12 protein-coding genes and 2 rRNA genes (1 of these 14 cut by a window edge) are annotated in these 15,174 nt (G+C 62.0%); 6 read left to right on the top strand and 8 right to left on the bottom strand.

The window, feature by feature from the left end:
- Positions 1-9 precede the first annotated feature (9 nt).
- Positions 10-1,677, bottom strand: coding sequence for an AMP-binding protein (locus OU419_RS11135; RefSeq protein ID WP_254473451.1), 1,668 nt, complete (start codon positions 1,675-1,677; stop codon positions 10-12).
- 269 nt (positions 1,678-1,946) lie between these two features.
- On the opposite strand from OU419_RS11135, the gene OU419_RS11130 reads away from it, so the two are divergent.
- Positions 1,947-2,441: an MgtC/SapB family protein gene (locus tag OU419_RS11130; protein ID WP_254473453.1), complete on the top strand. Its 495-nt coding sequence runs from the start codon at positions 1,947-1,949 to the stop codon at positions 2,439-2,441.
- 47 nt (positions 2,442-2,488) lie between these two features.
- Here OU419_RS11130 and sixA read toward each other — a convergent pair whose 3' ends face one another.
- Genes sixA through OU419_RS11115 form a run of 3 tightly spaced genes read right to left on the bottom strand, consistent with a single transcriptional unit; the run spans position 2,489 to position 4,327 of the window.
- On the bottom strand, positions 2,489-2,953 hold the full coding sequence (gene sixA / locus OU419_RS11125) for a phosphohistidine phosphatase SixA (RefSeq protein ID WP_254473455.1): 465 nt from the start codon (positions 2,951-2,953) through the stop codon (positions 2,489-2,491).
- Positions 2,950-3,291 (bottom strand): DUF4389 domain-containing protein, encoded by a 342-nt coding sequence (locus OU419_RS11120; RefSeq protein WP_254473463.1) that lies wholly within the window; start codon positions 3,289-3,291, stop codon positions 2,950-2,952. Before OU419_RS11120 ends, sixA begins: the two co-directional genes overlap by 4 nt.
- A gap of 13 nt (positions 3,292-3,304) precedes the next feature.
- Entirely contained in the window at positions 3,305-4,327 is a 1,023-nt protein-coding gene (locus OU419_RS11115; RefSeq protein ID WP_254473465.1) for an NAD(P)H-dependent glycerol-3-phosphate dehydrogenase, read from the bottom strand.
- A gap of 164 nt (positions 4,328-4,491) precedes the next feature.
- On the opposite strand from OU419_RS11115, the gene OU419_RS11110 reads away from it, so the two are divergent.
- From OU419_RS11110 to fabB, 5 genes are all read left to right on the top strand, one after another.
- The gene (locus tag OU419_RS11110; RefSeq protein ID WP_254473467.1) at positions 4,492-6,594 is read left to right on the top strand and encodes a TonB-dependent receptor plug domain-containing protein; all 2,103 of its coding nucleotides are present in this window, start codon (positions 4,492-4,494) and stop codon (positions 6,592-6,594) included.
- 1 nt (position 6,595) lies between these two features.
- Entirely contained in the window at positions 6,596-7,516 is a 921-nt protein-coding gene (locus tag OU419_RS11105; protein ID WP_254473469.1) for an ABC transporter substrate-binding protein, read from the top strand.
- On the top strand, positions 7,513-9,423 hold the full coding sequence (locus tag OU419_RS11100; protein WP_254473471.1) for an ATP-binding protein: 1,911 nt from the start codon (positions 7,513-7,515) through the stop codon (positions 9,421-9,423). The genes OU419_RS11105 and OU419_RS11100 overlap by 4 nt, the downstream gene beginning before the upstream one ends.
- A gap of 230 nt (positions 9,424-9,653) precedes the next feature.
- Positions 9,654-10,169: a 3-hydroxyacyl-[acyl-carrier-protein] dehydratase FabA gene (fabA, locus tag OU419_RS11095; RefSeq protein WP_043250924.1), complete on the top strand. Its 516-nt coding sequence runs from the start codon at positions 9,654-9,656 to the stop codon at positions 10,167-10,169.
- A 10-nt stretch (positions 10,170-10,179) separates the two neighbouring features.
- Entirely contained in the window at positions 10,180-11,397 is a 1,218-nt protein-coding gene (fabB, locus tag OU419_RS11090) for a beta-ketoacyl-ACP synthase I (protein WP_254473473.1), read from the top strand.
- A gap of 175 nt (positions 11,398-11,572) precedes the next feature.
- Here the strand turns inward: fabB and OU419_RS11085 are convergent, their stop codons facing one another.
- From OU419_RS11085 to OU419_RS11070, 4 genes are all read right to left on the bottom strand, one after another.
- A complete protein-coding gene (locus OU419_RS11085; protein ID WP_254473475.1) occupies positions 11,573-12,439 on the bottom strand; it encodes an IS3 family transposase in 867 nt (288 codons plus the stop codon).
- Positions 12,436-12,729 (bottom strand): transposase, encoded by a 294-nt coding sequence (locus OU419_RS11080; protein ID WP_254473477.1) that lies wholly within the window; start codon positions 12,727-12,729, stop codon positions 12,436-12,438. Before OU419_RS11080 ends, OU419_RS11085 begins: the two co-directional genes overlap by 4 nt.
- Positions 12,730-12,935: 206 nt before the next feature.
- Positions 12,936-13,051: ribosomal RNA gene (gene rrf, locus OU419_RS11075) — 5S ribosomal RNA — on the bottom strand.
- A gap of 130 nt (positions 13,052-13,181) precedes the next feature.
- Positions 13,182-15,174 (bottom strand): 23S ribosomal RNA (locus tag OU419_RS11070); it runs 899 nt beyond the window's last position.

Raw genomic sequence — 15,174 nt, 5'->3', positions numbered from 1 at the left:
CCCCCTTGTTCAGTCATGCCACAGCACCGCCTCGCGGCGCTCCGCCCATTCATTGAAGCGCTTGCCGTAGGTGCCTTCCACCACGTTGCGCTTGATTTTCAGGGTCGGCGTGAGGAAACCGTTGTCCACCGTCCAGACATCCTTGACCAGCACCAGCCCGGCCAGGCGTTCGTGTTTGTCGAGGGCCTCGTTGACCTCTTCAAGCAGTGTGCGCAGGCTCTGCTCGAGCTGGCTGCGCGAGCCGTTCAGCGCTTCCTGCCGGCCGATATCGGAAAGCACGCAAAGCCCCAGCGGTGCAATCAGCCCATCGCCCACCACGCAGATCTGCTCGATGCGCGAATGTACGGCCAGGCGGTTTTCGATAGGCGCCGGAGCCACGTACTTGCCCTTGGCGGTCTTGAAGATTTCCTTGATCCGCCCGGTGAGACGCAGGTTGCCGCTGGCGTCCTGCTCACCCTTGTCGCCGGTTCGCAGGAAACCGTCCTCGGTGATGGTTTCGGCGGTGCGCTCCGGGTCCTTGAAGTAGCCGGTCATGGTCGCGCCGCTGCGAACCTGGACTTCGCCGTCTTCGCTGATGCGCACTTCCACGCCGGGGCTGTTGCGGCCGATCCAGCCGGCCTTCTGCTCGCCGGGGCGGCAGACGTGGGAATAGCCGCAGTTCTCGGTCATGCCGTAGACCTCCAGCACGTTCAGCCCCAGGCGCTGGTACCAGTCGAGCAGGGCCTCGGGCACCGGCGCGGCACCGCATAGCGCATAGCGCACGGCATCCAGGCCAAGGCCGGCGAGCACCTTGCGCCCCACCATGCGGCCGATGATGGGCAGGCGCAGCAGGCGGTCGAGCTTCTTCGCCGACATCTGCGCGTACACGCCCATCTGAAACTTGGTCCAGATCCGCGGCACGCCGAAGAACACCGTGGGCCGCGCGCGGCGCATGTCGGCGACGAAAGTATCCAGGCTCTCGGCGAAGAAGATCGTCTGCCCGGCGTAGATCGACGCCATCTCCACGAACATCCGCTCGGCCACGTGACACAGAGGCAGGTAGGACAGCAGGCGGTCGTTTTCTCCCACGCCGAACAGGTCGATGGCATGGCTGGCGGCGAAGGCGAAGTTGCCGAAGGTGTGCATCACGCCCTTGGGCGTGCCGGTGGTGCCGGAGGTATAGATGAGGGTCGCCAGGGTCGAGGCGTCGGGACGCGGATCGTCGCGGATCGGCGACTGCGCCAGGAGATCGGCCCACTGGTGATCGAAGCGGCCTTCCGGGTGCAGTGGCAGCGCAACCGTCGGCACGCCCTCGGGAATGCCATCGGCCATCGCCGGCCAGTCGTCCAGCTTGCCGATGAACGCAACGGCGGACTCGGAATGCGTCAGCACCTGGCGCACGGAGTCGGCGCCAAGGTTCGGGTAGAGCGGCACCGACACGTGGCCGGCCATCCAGATGGCGATGTCGGCGACGACCCAGTGCGCACAGTTCTTCGAAATGATCGCCACCCGGCTGCCGGGGGCCAGCTCCAGGCTGCGCAGCCAGGCCGCGGCACGTCGCGCCTGGTTGCCCACTTCGCCCCAGGAGAGCGTTTCCACCTCGCCCGCACCGAGCGGTTGCACCAGGTAAGGTTTATTGGGATGGCTTGTCTCGCGCTGATAAAACAGATCGAGCGGTAATCGGACTGCAGTGACCACATGCCCCTCCTTTCTTGTTCTTCTTAGAAAAGTAGCTTCAGAGGTGTAGCGATAGATCAACCAAGCACTTGCTTGGTCGAATATTCCACGCATGGGGGCTAACGACAAGACTGATCGTGTGAACTTTTGTAGGAACCGAGCCGCGAACCGGACACAACCGCTCTGGCATGCGGCCCCGGCGCGAAACATTCGGCGACGATTTGCTCTACCGCAGCGCCTGGCGTGTGAAGGCGCACTAAGCTTTCGGAAAACCGCGACGGACATCCGCCATGCCGGAAGCCTTCCAGATTCCCCCGGACCAGTTCGACCTGCTGCTGAACCTGCTGATCGCCACCGCCTGCGGCGGCCTCATCGGGCTCAACCGCGAACTGCACAACCGCCCCGCCGGCCTGCGCACCCACGCCCTCACCGCCCTGGCCGCGGCGCTGGCGGTCAGCGTCATCCTGCAACTGCACCCAACCAGCGCCGACGCCGCCAGCCGGGTCGTCCAGGGCGTGCTGACCGGCATCGGCTTCATCGGCGCCGGCGTCATCGTCCACCACGAACGCCGCTACCGCGTGGAGGGCCTGACCACCGCCGCCACCATCTGGGTATCGTCGATGATCGGCATCGCCTGCGGTAGCGGCCACGCAATCACCGCTCTCATCGGCGTAATGCTCACCCTGCTGATCCTCAGCCTCGGCAGTTGGCTGGAACACCACATCGACGCCCGCTTCCGCAAACCACCACCCAACCTCACGGACGACGACGAAGCACAGAAATGAACAAGGCCCCGGTTGGGGCCTTGTCCAAGAGCAGGCAAGAGCCTGGCTCAACCATGCCGAGGATGGTGCAGCGATACCAGTTGCATCAGCCCCGCCACCGGGTATTCGCCTTCCAGTTCGGCGAGCGTTGCGGTGCTGAATGGTACGGCGTCGCTGCGGCTGCCGTGTATCAGCAGGCCGGCCAGGGAGCCGACCAGAGGTTGGTGGCTGACCAGCAGGAGGTTTTTCTCGCCACGGCCGTCGAGGAAGCGCAGGACGTCACGCGGGTCGTCGTCCGGCGTCAGCCAGGGTGCGGTGCCGACGGAGCCGTCGAAGCCCAGGGCTTCGCGGACCAGTTCGGCGGTTTCCTGGGCGCGGACGTAGGGGCTGGCGAGGATGCCATCGAGCGGCTGGCCGGCCAGTTGCGCGGCGCTCTTGAGGACTTCCTTGCGGCCGTGGGCGGTCAGGCGGCGCTCGGCGTCGCGCCGGGCTTGCGGTTCGGCCTCACCGTGGCGCAGCAACCAGACTTTCACAGCCTGGGCTCCTGGTCACGTGCCGGGTGCTCTGCCGGCGGCACGCTGTGCGGTTGTTCGCCTTCGGGGCTGCGCGGGGCCGGCCAGTCGGCGAACGGCCAGGGCTTCTCGTCGGTCTGGAAGGTGCCGAAGCGGCCGATCTGCGCGAAGTACTGGCTCAGGCTGTCGCCGAATGCGATCAGACTGCCGCTGGGCGCGCCGTAGATGATCCGGTAGATCAGTTGGATCACCACGACAGCGCCGAGGATCATTTCGGCGACGAACCAGACCAGGGTGAAGACCAGCATCCAGACGACGCGCAGGACGAGGGATTCCTTTTCCAGACGATCAGCGGACATGGCGTTCCCTCTCTCAGAATCCGGTGGTGGGAATGAAGTCGATATCGGTCTTCGGCTCGCCGCTCATCAGTGCTTCGATGACCTGCGCCAGGGTGCGGCCACCGAACAGGATGGCGTTCAGGCCGGCCACCAGTGGCATGTAGACCTGCAGTTCGTCGGCCTTGGCCTTGAGCACTTTCAGGGTGTTCACCCCCTCGGCGGTCTCGCCCATGCGCGCCACGGCGTCTTCCAGGCTCAGCCCTTCGCCGAGCGCGTAGCCGACCTGATAGTTACGGCTCTTGGGTGACGAACAGGTAACGATCAGGTCGCCCACGCCAGCCAGGCCGAGGAAGGTCATGGGATTGGCGCCTAGCTTGACGGCGAAGCGGGTCATTTCCGCCAGGGCGCGGGTGATCAGCATGCCTTTGGTGTTCTCGCCCATGCCCAGCGCAGCGGCCATGCCGGCGATGATGGCGTAGACGTTCTTCAGCGCACCGCCCAGTTCGACGCCGAAGCGGTCGCTACTGGCGTAGACGCGGAAGGTGCGGCCATGCAGGGCCTGCTGAACGCTTTCGCAAAGGGCTTCGTCCTCGCTGGCAACCACAGTGGCGGTGAGTTCGTGCTCGGCGATCTCGCGAGCCAGGTTCGGGCCGGAAATGACGGCGATGCGGGCCTTGGGAGCGATTTCTTCGAGGATCTGGCTCATCAGCTTGAAGGACTGAGCCTCGATGCCCTTGGTCAGGCTGACCAGCATTTTGCCGGCCAGGGCCTCGCTGCGCCCGTCGAGTACCTTGCGCAGTGCGCTGGAAGGCACGGCGACGAAGATCATCTCGCAGTCGGCCAGGGTCGCGGAGAGATCGGTGGTCGGCTCGACGCCGGCATGTATGCGCACGCCTTTGAGGTAGCGAGGATTCTCGCGCAGGGTGCGGATCGCCTCGGCCTGCTCTTCGTCGCGCATCCACTGGCGAACGCGCTGGCCGTTTTCCGCCAGCAGGTTGGCGAAGGCGGTGCCGAAACTGCCACCGCCAAGGACGGCGATCGGTTGCTGCTCAGTCATGTCTATTCCATCACGGGCCGCCCGGAGCGGCGATTGAGGCATTATAAGGCCCCGTCGCCGACCGAACAGTCCGGATCGCCCGGACTGGCAAACAGCGTCACCTCGTTTAACATCCGTTTATCGAATTCGTTCGCCCCATAAGAAACCGAGAACAAGGCCGTTCCGTGCATATCGCCACCCGCGCTCCCCTGCCTCTGTCCCTGTTTGCCGCATTGCTGGCAGGCAAGGCCGTAGCCGGCGATCTGTTCGTCGACCGCGTTGATGTTCCGGAGGTGCTGACCGCCAGCCGGCTGAAACAGTCGCCGGCCGAAGTGCCGGGCAGCATGACGGTGCTCGACCGCGATCTGATCCGCGCCTCGGGTGCCCGCGATATCCCGGAGCTGATGCGCCTGGTGCCGGGCATGATGGTCGGCTACCTGTCGGGCAACCAGGCAACGGTGAACTACCACGGTACCAACGTTACCGAGGCGCGTCGCTTGCAGGTGCTGGTGGATGGTCGCTCGGTGTACCGTCCCGGACTGGCCACGGTGGACTGGACCGATATCCCTGTGGCGATCGAGGATATCGATCGCATCGAGGTGTTCCGCGGCCCGAACGCGGTGAGCTACGGCGCGAACGCGCTGATGGGGGTCATCAATATCCTCACCCGCCACCCGGCCGACAGCCAGGGTACGCGCCTTAAGTACACCGCCGGCCAGGACGGTATCAGTGACTGGTATGCAAGCCAGGGGTTGCGTGGCGAATCCAGCGACTATCGGCTGTCGCTGTCGGGCCAGCAGGACGATGGCTTCGATCACGACCAGTTCGACCGAGCTTATCGTGACAGCCGTCGCCTGAGCCGCTTCAACCTGGTGGCCAACCACAGCCTCGACCTGCGCCATAGCGTCGATTGGCAACTCGCCGCGAAAGAAGGTACCAACCAGCGCCCCTACAGCTATCGGCCGATCTTCGGCAATGTGCCCAACGGCAGCGACAACTCGGACCTGACCGCCCGCGACTACGCCGGCTCGCTGCGCTGGACTTTCGATGTCAATCCAGAACACAGCTTTTACATGCAGGGCTATGCCGAGCACTGGGAACGCCTGCAGGACTTCCGCGCGTGCGAGGCGCAGGTGGCGTTCAGCCCTCAACTGGCGGAGTTGTGGGCGCTCGATCCGAAGTATGTCGAGAGGCTGTCGGAGTCGCTGCCGCGCATTCCTCCCGGCACGGCGAAGGAGCGTGCCCTGGCCAGCCAGGTGTTGCGCCAGTTGCGCACCGGTGCGGCCCGATCCTCCTGCGGCCAGGTCAACCAGAACATCCGCGAAACCCGCTACGACCTGGAGATGCAGGACATACTGAGCCTTGCGGACGGCGTGCGGCTGCTGACGGGCATGAGCTATCGCCATGATCAGGCGACCTCGGAAACCTATTTCGACGGCACGGTGAACAATGAGATCTGGCGGCTGTTCAGCCAACTGGAGTGGCACCTGACGCCCCATTGGCTGCTGCAGGGCGGCGCCATGCTGGAAGACGACCAGCTTTCCGGCAGTTCGGCCAGCCCGCGAATCGCGCTGAACTATCTGATCACGCCGCGGCACAGCTTGCGCGCGGTGTATTCCGAGGCGGTCCGTTCTCCCGACATGTATGAGAACGAGGTGGACTGGAGCTATCGGGTACGCAATATCACACCTGCGGCCTATGGGCAGAACAGCGCCTACTATTTCGCCCGCGCCCACGGCCCGGGGGACCTCGACCAGGAGCGTATGCGCTCCCGCGAGGTTGGCTACAACGGGCAGTTCGATGAGCTGTCAGTGGATATCAAGGCGTACTACGACGAAATCCACGGGCTGATCAGCGATCCGCTGAAGGTCTCGGACTTCGAGCCGACCAATGACAATTCGATCCGCTTCAGCGGTGCGGAGACGCAACTGGACTGGCGAGCCAGCCTGCGCGACCGTCTGCGCCTGACCTATGCCTACGTGGACTACGATGCCACCAGCCGCTATGACCGCCGCCTTACTGCCCGTAACAGCGGCTCGGCGGGCTGGATGCGCGACTGGGGGCATGGCTGGTCCAGCTCCGTCTTCTATTACGGAGACGACGCGCTGAACGAGTACCGCTTCGAGCGCGTGGACCTGCGTATGGCCAAGCGCATTCCCCTGGGGCGCGCATCGCTGGAACTGGCGGGCGTGCTGCAGCAACGCCTCGACGACGAGCCGCTGACCTGGCCGGAGAACCGCTACGATAGCCGCCACCTGCTGTACTTCAGTGCCGAGGTGGATTTCTAGCATGCTCGCCCGACGCTCATGGACGAGCCCCGGACGCATCCTCAGGCCCCTGCTGCTCTGTCTGGCTCTGGTGCTGACGCTGCCGGCGCATGCACGGGAAATCCTGCTGGTAAGCAGCGATCAGGGGCCCTCGGTGCAATCCTTCTATCAGGCACTGGCCGATCGACGGCCTGAGGACCAGGTGCGTCTGGAGTCTCCTGACGACCTGCCCCCCGCCGCTACGCTGGACAAGGAAACCCGACTGTTGCTGCTCGGCAGCAACGCACTGAACTGGCGCCTCGCCAGCGAACAGGCGCCACCCGCGCTGGTGCTGCTGGTCAGCCGCGTGGATGCGCACCAATTGATCGCCGACCGGCAGTTGACGGGCATCAGCCTGCTCTGGAGCGACCCTCCGCCGGGCCGTCAGTTGCAATTGGCGATGCAACTGAGCCCGCGCCCACAGCGCATTGGAGTGCTGCTCAGCCCGGCCAGCGAGTTTCTCGCCGGTGATCTGGCGCATCAGGCTGCCGAGCTCGGCATCGAGCTGATCACGCAGGTCCAGACGGCGAGCGACGACACGCGCCCTTTGCGCGAGCTGCTGGACAACAGTGACCTGCTGCTCGGGCTGGACGACAAACAGCTTTACAACCCGCGAACCATCAAAGGCATTCTGCTGAGCGCCTACGCTGAGAACCGCGCGCTGATAGGCCCCACGGCGGCGTTCGTCAGGGCCGGCAGCCTGGCCAGCACCTACAGCGACCAGAACGACTGGCTGGACACCCTCGACCCGCTGCTCGATCAGCCACCATCGCAATGGCCATCGAGCCTCTACCCTGAACGTTTCAAGGTGCTGAGCAACCGCCAGGTGGCGCGTTCGCTGGGCATCGACCTGCAGGACGACGCCTCGCTCACGCGTCATCTTGGCGAAGGAGAATCACCATGAGTGCCCGCAAGAGCTGGAACATCCAGACGCGCATGCTGGCCATCAGTCTAGGCCCGGCGCTGCTGCTGACTCTGCTGCTGACTGGCTACTTCACCTACTCGCGCCTGCAGGACCTGCGGCAGGAGTCCAACCATACTGGCCAACTGATCGCCAACCAGCTCGCCCCGGCGGCCGAATACGGTGTCATTTCCGGCAACCTGCCGGTATTGCAGAGCCTGCTGCGCGCCACCTTGAGCACTGCTCACGTGCGTTTCATCGAGGTGCGCGACCGTGCCGACAATATTCTCGTCTACGTCGAGCACCCGGCAGACCCGGCACAGACCTCAACCAAGGTGGAAATCTTCCATGCGGCGATCCAGCGCGAAAATATCAGGCTCAACGACAGCAATCTGGGCGTCGCCCTCGATGCTGCCGTGGTGCCACCCAGCGGCGATTACCTGGGTCGTGTGGTGGTTGGAATGGCCAACGATGCCTTCAGCGAACGCCAGCAGGAAATCCTGCTCAAGGCGAGCCTGCTCGCTCTATTCGCGCTGATTCTCACCTACCTGTTGGCACGTCGCCTCGCACGTCGCCTGGCAGCGCCGATCCGCACGATGGGTCGCGCCGTACAGGCAATCCAGACCGGCGACTATCACTCCACCCTGCCGGTGCCCGATGACGGCGAAATCGGCGATCTGGCCCGCCACATCAACAATCTTGCCCGTGGCCTGCAGCAGGCCAGCCTGGAGCAGGACCGCAGCATCGCCCAACTGGTGGCAGCGCGCGAGGAAGCCGAAGAGGCGAACCGCGCCAAGTCCGACTTTCTGGCGATGATGAGTCATGAGCTACGCACACCGATGAACGGCGTGCTGGGCATGCTGCAACTGCTGGAAACCACCGAGCTGAACCAGGAGCAGGCCGAGTACAGCGCGCTGGCCACCGAATCCACCGAACACCTGCTAAAGGTGATCAACGACATACTGGACTTCTCGCGCATCGAGCGTGGAGCCCTGGAGCTGGAGCGCATTCCGTTCAACCTGCTGGAGCTGATCCAGAGTTCGGTCCAGGTGTTCCAGCACAGCGCTCACCAGAGAGGGCTGCAGATGGAGCTGGCGGTACAGGACGGCCTGGAATCGCTCGAAATGCAAGGCGACCCGACGCGTATCCGGCAGATTCTGGTCAACCTCCTGGGCAACGCATTGAAGTTCACCGAGGAAGGCGGTGTGCGACTGGAAGCCAACTGGCAGGCGCTGGACGACGAGGTGCTTTGGCTCACCTGTTCGGTGCAGGACAGCGGTATCGGCATCTCCAGGGAACGACTGGAGCACATGTTCGATGCCTTCCAGCAAGCCGACTCGTCGACATCCCGGCGCTACGGCGGAACCGGACTGGGGCTCACCATCGCCCGCACGCTCGCCGAACGAATGGGCGGCACACTCAGTGCCAGCAGCGAGGAAGGTTGCGGGTCGACCTTCACGCTGGAAATCCCCCTGCCCTTCCGAGAGCGCCAAAGTGACGCAGGTGAAGGCTATTCGGGTATGGATACGCTTGCCGCTGGTCAGTCCGTCCTGTTGGTAGAGGACAACCCGGTGAATCAAACGGTCATAGAAGCTATGTTGCGCAGCCTGGGTTATCGCGTCACGCTGGTAGGTGACGGAGCGCAGGCAGTCCGCACGTCGGAGCGCGGAGAGTTCGCGGCGATCCTCATGGACTGCCGGCTGCCGGTGCTCAATGGCTACGAGGCAACCCGGCAGATCCGCGCACGGCCGGGTGGCGGGGAAGTGCCGATCATCGCCCTGACGGCAAACGCCCTGCAAGGTGATCGGGAAACCTGCCTGGAGGCTGGGATGAACGATTATCTTGCCAAGCCGTTCAAGCGGGCGGAATTGCAGCGGATTCTGCAGCGTTGGGTTGCTCCAGGCCGTTGATCCTGACGGGTATTTGCCCCCACACTGCGGGCGGGCCCGGGGCACGCCTCCCCCGGGGAAAACCTGGCGTCGGCGAAAAGTGAACAAGCGTTCGCCGGCTGCTGTGACTTTCACTCAAAGGCAATAGTCTATGACTAGGCTGCCGCATGACGCCGTAACAATAACCCCGGCGCACGGAGCCGCAGGCGGAAGCATGAACGCCTGACATCCAGGATTTTTGAGGAGCTCGCATGACCAAACAAAACGCCTTCACCCGAGAAGACCTGCTGCGCTGCAGCCGCGGCGAGCTCTTCGGCCCGGGTAATGCGCAACTGCCCGCCCCCAACATGCTGATGATCGACCGCATCACTCACATCAGTGACGTCGGCGGCAAGTATGGCAAGGGCGAACTGGTCGCCGAGCTGGATATCAACCCGGATCTGTGGTTCTTCGCCTGCCACTTCGAAGGCGACCCGGTGATGCCGGGCTGCCTGGGCCTGGATGCCATGTGGCAGCTGGTGGGCTTCTACCTCGGCTGGCAGGGCAACCCCGGTCGTGGCCGCGCCCTGGGTTCGGGTGAAGTGAAGTTCTTCGGCCAAGTCCTGCCGACCGCCAAGAAAGTCACCTACAACATCCACATCAAGCGTACGATCAATCGTTCGCTGGTTCTGGCCATCGCCGACGGCAGCGTCAGCGTCGATGGCCGCGAAATCTACAGCGCCGAAGGCCTCCGCGTCGGCCTGTTCACTTCCACTGACAGCTTCTAAGGGTATCCGCATGCGTCGCGTCGTGATTACCGGTCTGGGTATCGTTTCCTGCCTGGGCAATGACAAAGACACCGTCTCCGCCAACCTGCGCGCAGGCCGTGCCGGCATTCGGCACAACCCGAGCTATGCCGAGATGGGTCTGCGCAGCCACGTTTCGGGTTCGGTCAACCTGAACCTGGAAGAGCTGATCGATCGCAAGGTCCTCCGCTTCATGGGCGACGCCGCCGCCTACGCCTATCTGGCGATGGAACAGGCAATCAAGGATTCCGGCCTTACTCCAGAGCAAATATCCAATCCCCGTACCGGCTTGATCGCTGGCTCCGGCGGTGCATCCACCCTGAACCAGATGGAAGCTATCGATACCCTGCGCGAGAAAGGCGTCAAGCGTATCGGCCCATACCGCGTAACCCGCACGATGGGTAGCACCGTTTCGGCCTGCCTGGCGACCCCCTTCCAGATCAAGGGCGTGAACTACTCCATTTCCTCGGCCTGCGCCACTAGCGCACATTGCATCGGCCAGGCGATGGAGCAGATCCAAATGGGCAAGCAAGACGTCGTCTTCGCCGGAGGTGGTGAAGAAGAGCACTGGAGCCAGAGCTGCCTGTTCGACGCAATGGGCGCCCTCTCCACCCAGTACAACGACACCCCGGAAAGGGCCTCTCGTGCCTACGACGCCAAACGTGACGGCTTCGTCATCGCCGGTGGCGGCGGCATGGTCGTTGTCGAAGAGCTGGAGCATGCCCTCAAGCGCGGCGCCAAGATCTACGCGGAAATCGTCGGCTACGGCGCTACTTCCGATGGCTACGACATGGTTGCCCCGAGCGGCGAAGGTGCCATCCGTTGCATGCAGCAGGCCCTGTCGACCGTGAACACCCCGATCGACTATCTGAACACCCACGGTACTTCCACCCCGGTCGGCGATGTCGCCGAAATCCGTGGCGTCCGTGAAGTATTCGGCGCCAACGCCCCGGCAATCAGCTCCACCAAGAGCCTGTCCGGTCACTCCCTGGGGGCCGCTGGCGTCCATGAGGCAATCTACTGCCTGCTGATGATGGAAGGTAACTTCATCGCCGGCTCAGCCAACATCGACGAACTCGACCCGGAAGTCGCAGACATGCCGATCCTGCGCGAAACCTGCGAGAACGCAAAGATCGATACCGTCATGAGCAACAGCTTCGGCTTTGGCGGCACCAACGCCACCCTGGTTCTGAAACGTCATAACGGCTGATCACCGACCAAAAGCAGAAAGGCGCCTAAGGGCGCCTTTTTTGTTGTCTGCGAATCGTGGCTGATCTCATGGCAGACCTGGGGAGACGTTTAGCCTGTAGGCAATCCTACTCCCTGCCTGTTTACTCAGGCCGATCTGCGGGGTCTGGTCTGTCCCGGAACCGGTGGACAGGCAGTTAAGAGCTACTGCTCGCATTTCGCCGCTCAAACTCAATCGGACTGAGATAGCTCAGCGTCGAGTGGCGGCGACGGTGATTGTAGAAGCGGATGTAGTCGAACAGGTCGGCTTTCGCCTCGTGGTAGCTGGCATAGCGCGTCAGGTATACCCGCTCGGCCTTCAGCGAGCGGAAGAAACTCACCATCGCCGCATTATCCCAACAGTTTCCCCGCCGCGAGTGATTGGGCACGATGCGATGCCGCCACAGCAAGGCTTGGTAGTCGTACGCGCAGTATTGGCTGCCACGATCCGAGTGCAGCAGTACCTCTTCCTGCGGCTGTCGGCGTGCCACGGCCATCTCCAGTGCGGCGTGTACCAGGGCCTGCTGCATGCGGTGGTGCATCGCCCAACCGACGACGGCGCGTGAATAGAGATCGAGCACGACGGCCAAGTACAACCAGCCTTGGGCTGTCCGCACGTAGGTCATGTCCGAGACCCAATGCCGGTTGGCGCGATCCGAGGCGAACTGGCGATCCAGATGATTCGGGGCAATCGGCAGAGCATGACGACTGCTGGAAACCAGCCGCCAGCGCTTGCGCGAACGAACTCGCAGTCCGGCTTCGCGCATCAGGCGAGCGACCCGGTGCCGACCACACGCATGCCCCATGTCCGTCAACTCGGCCTTGATGCGGCGATGGCCATAGATCCCGTTCACCTCATGGTGGATGGTGCGGATCTCCTTGCTCAGACGCCGATTCGCCATCTCTCTCGCCGAGGGAGGCCGTTGCTGCCAGGCATAGAAACCGCTGCGTGACACCTGCAGCAGCCGGCACATCGGCGCTACGGGATAACGACCGGCCAACGCCTCGATGGCGCGAAACCTCACTTCGTGGGCTGCGAGAAGATGGCGAGCGCCTTTTTTAATACGTCGCGCTCCATGATGACCTGGGCCAGTTGCTGGCGCAGGCGACGCAGCTCCGCGCTTTCGCCACGCTGCTTGCCGTTACCCGGAAAGGCATCGTCACCTTGCTGTTCGTACTGGCGCTTCCATTTGCCCAACAGGCTTTCAGCGATGCCGAGCGTCTCGGCCACATGACGAAGCGGCATGCCGGCAAGCACCTGGTCTACCGCTTCGCGTTTGAAGGATTCGGGAAAACGTCGTCTGGTCTGGGTCATGAACACTCCTTGCGGCGGACATTATCCACCTTAAGTCAGTGTCCACTCAGTCGGGGACAGACCACTACCGTATTGACTGCCCACGACGAGGCGCGCCTTCGGTTTGCACCACCAGAGCGTCATGAGCAGGCCATACAGCCGTGCCTACTCTCGCCCAAAAGCAAAGCCCCCGACCAGCGAGGCTGATCAGGGGCTTTGGGATAGGAGCTTGACGATGACCTACTCTCACATGGGGAAACCCCACACTACCATCGGCGATGCGTCGTTTCACTACTGAGTTCGGGATGGGATCAGGTGGTTCCAACGCTCTATGGTCGTCAAGCAATTCTTTAGGATGCTCGTGGCCTTGGCACACGCTCATCCAGATTCGGGTATGTGACAGGTATTTGCGGTTCACACGAACTTTCGGTTCGTCGACTTCACCGTCTAACACCAAATTGTTTGGGTGTTATATGGTCAAGCCTCACGGGCAATTAGTATCGGTTAGCTCAACGCCTCACAGCGCTTACACACCCGACCTATCAACGTCGTAGTCTTCGACGGCCCTTTAGGGGAATCAAGTTCCCAGTGAGATCTCATCTTGAGGCTAGTTTCCCGCTTAGATGCTTTCAGCGGTTATCTATTCCGAACATAGCTACCCGGCAATGCCACTGGCGTGACAACCGGAACACCAGAGGTTCGTCCACTCCGGTCCTCTCGTACTAGGAGCAGCCCCTCTCAAATCTCAAACGTCCACGGCAGATAGGGACCGAACTGTCTCACGACGTTCTAAACCCAGCTCGCGTACCACTTTAAATGGCGAACAGCCATACCCTTGGGACCGGCTTCAGCCCCAGGATGTGATGAGCCGACATCGAGGTGCCAAACACCGCCGTCGATATGAACTCTTGGGCGGTATCAGCCTGTTATCCCCGGAGTACCTTTTATCCGTTGAGCGATGGCCCTTCCATACAGAACCACCGGATCACTAAGACCTACTTTCGTACCTGCTCGACGTGTCTGTCTCGCAGTCAAGCGCGCTTTTGCCTTTATACTCTGCGACCGATTTCCGACCGGTCTGAGCGCACCTTCGTACTCCTCCGTTACTCTTTAGGAGGAGACCGCCCCAGTCAAACTGCCCACCATACACTGTCCTCGATCCGGATAACGGACCAGAGTTAGAACCTCAAGCATGCCAGGGTGGTATTTCAAGGATGGCTCCACGCGAACTGGCGTCCACGCTTCAAAGCCTCCCACCTATCCTACACAAGCAGGCTCAAAGTCCAGTGCAAAGCTACAGTAAAGGTTCACGGGGTCTTTCCGTCTAGCCGCGGATACACTGCATCTTCACAGCGATTTCAATTTCACTGAGTCTCGGGTGGAGACAGCGCCGCCATCGTTACGCCATTCGTGCAGGTCGGAACTTACCCGACAAGGAATTTCGCTACCTTAGGACCGTTATAGTTACGGCCGCCGTTTACCGGGGCTTCGATCAAGAGCTTCGCTTTCGCTAACCCCATCAATTAACCTTCCGGCACCGGGCAGGCGTCACACCCTATACGTCCACTTTCGTGTTTGCAGAGTGCTGTGTTTTTAATAAACAGTCGCAGCGGCCTGGTATCTTCGACCGACATGGGCTTACGCAGTAAATGCTTCACCCTCATCGGCGCACCTTCTCCCGAAGTTACGGTGCCATTTTGCCTAGTTCCTTCACCCGAGTTCTCTCAAGCGCCTTGGTATTCTCTACCCGACCACCTGTGTCGGTTTGGGGTACGGTTCCTAGTTACCTGAAGCTTAGAAGCTTTTCCTGGAAGCATGGCATCAACCACTTCGCTCTCTAAAAGAAAGCTCGTCATCAGCTCTCGGCCTTGAACACCCGGATTTGCCTAAGTGTTCGGCCTACCACCTTAAACTTGGACAACCAACGCCAAGCTGGCCTAGCCTTCTCCGTCCCTCCATCGCAGTAACTAGAAGTACAGGAATATTAACCTGTTTCCCATCGACTACGCTCTTCAGCCTCGCCTTAGGGACCGACTAACCCTGCGTCGATTAACGTTGCGCAGGAACCCTTGGTCTTTCGGCGTGGGAGTTTTTCACTCCCATTGTCGTTACTCATGTCAGCATTCGCACTTCTGATACCTCCAGCAAGCTTCTCAACTCACCTTCACAGGCTTACAGAACGCTCCTCTACCGCGCATCTTGCGATGCACCCGTAGCTTCGGTGTGTGGTTTGAGCCCCGTTACATCTTCCGCGCAGGCCGACTCGACTAGTGAGCTATTACGCTTTCTTTAAAGGGTGGCTGCTTCTAAGCCAACCTCCTAGCTGTCTAAGCCTTCCCACATCGTTTACCACTTAACCACAACTTTGGGACCTTAGCTGACGGTCTGGGTTGTTTCCCTTTTCACGACGGACGTTAGCACCCGCCGTGTGTCTCCCACGCTGACACTTCCAGGTATTCGGAGTTT

Source organism: Pseudomonas triclosanedens (genome assembly GCF_026686735.1).
Classification (GTDB): Bacteria; Pseudomonadota; Gammaproteobacteria; order Pseudomonadales; family Pseudomonadaceae; genus Pseudomonas; species Pseudomonas triclosanedens.
Note: the sequence above shows the minus strand (reverse complement) of the source record. Positions and strands in the feature narration are given on the sequence as shown.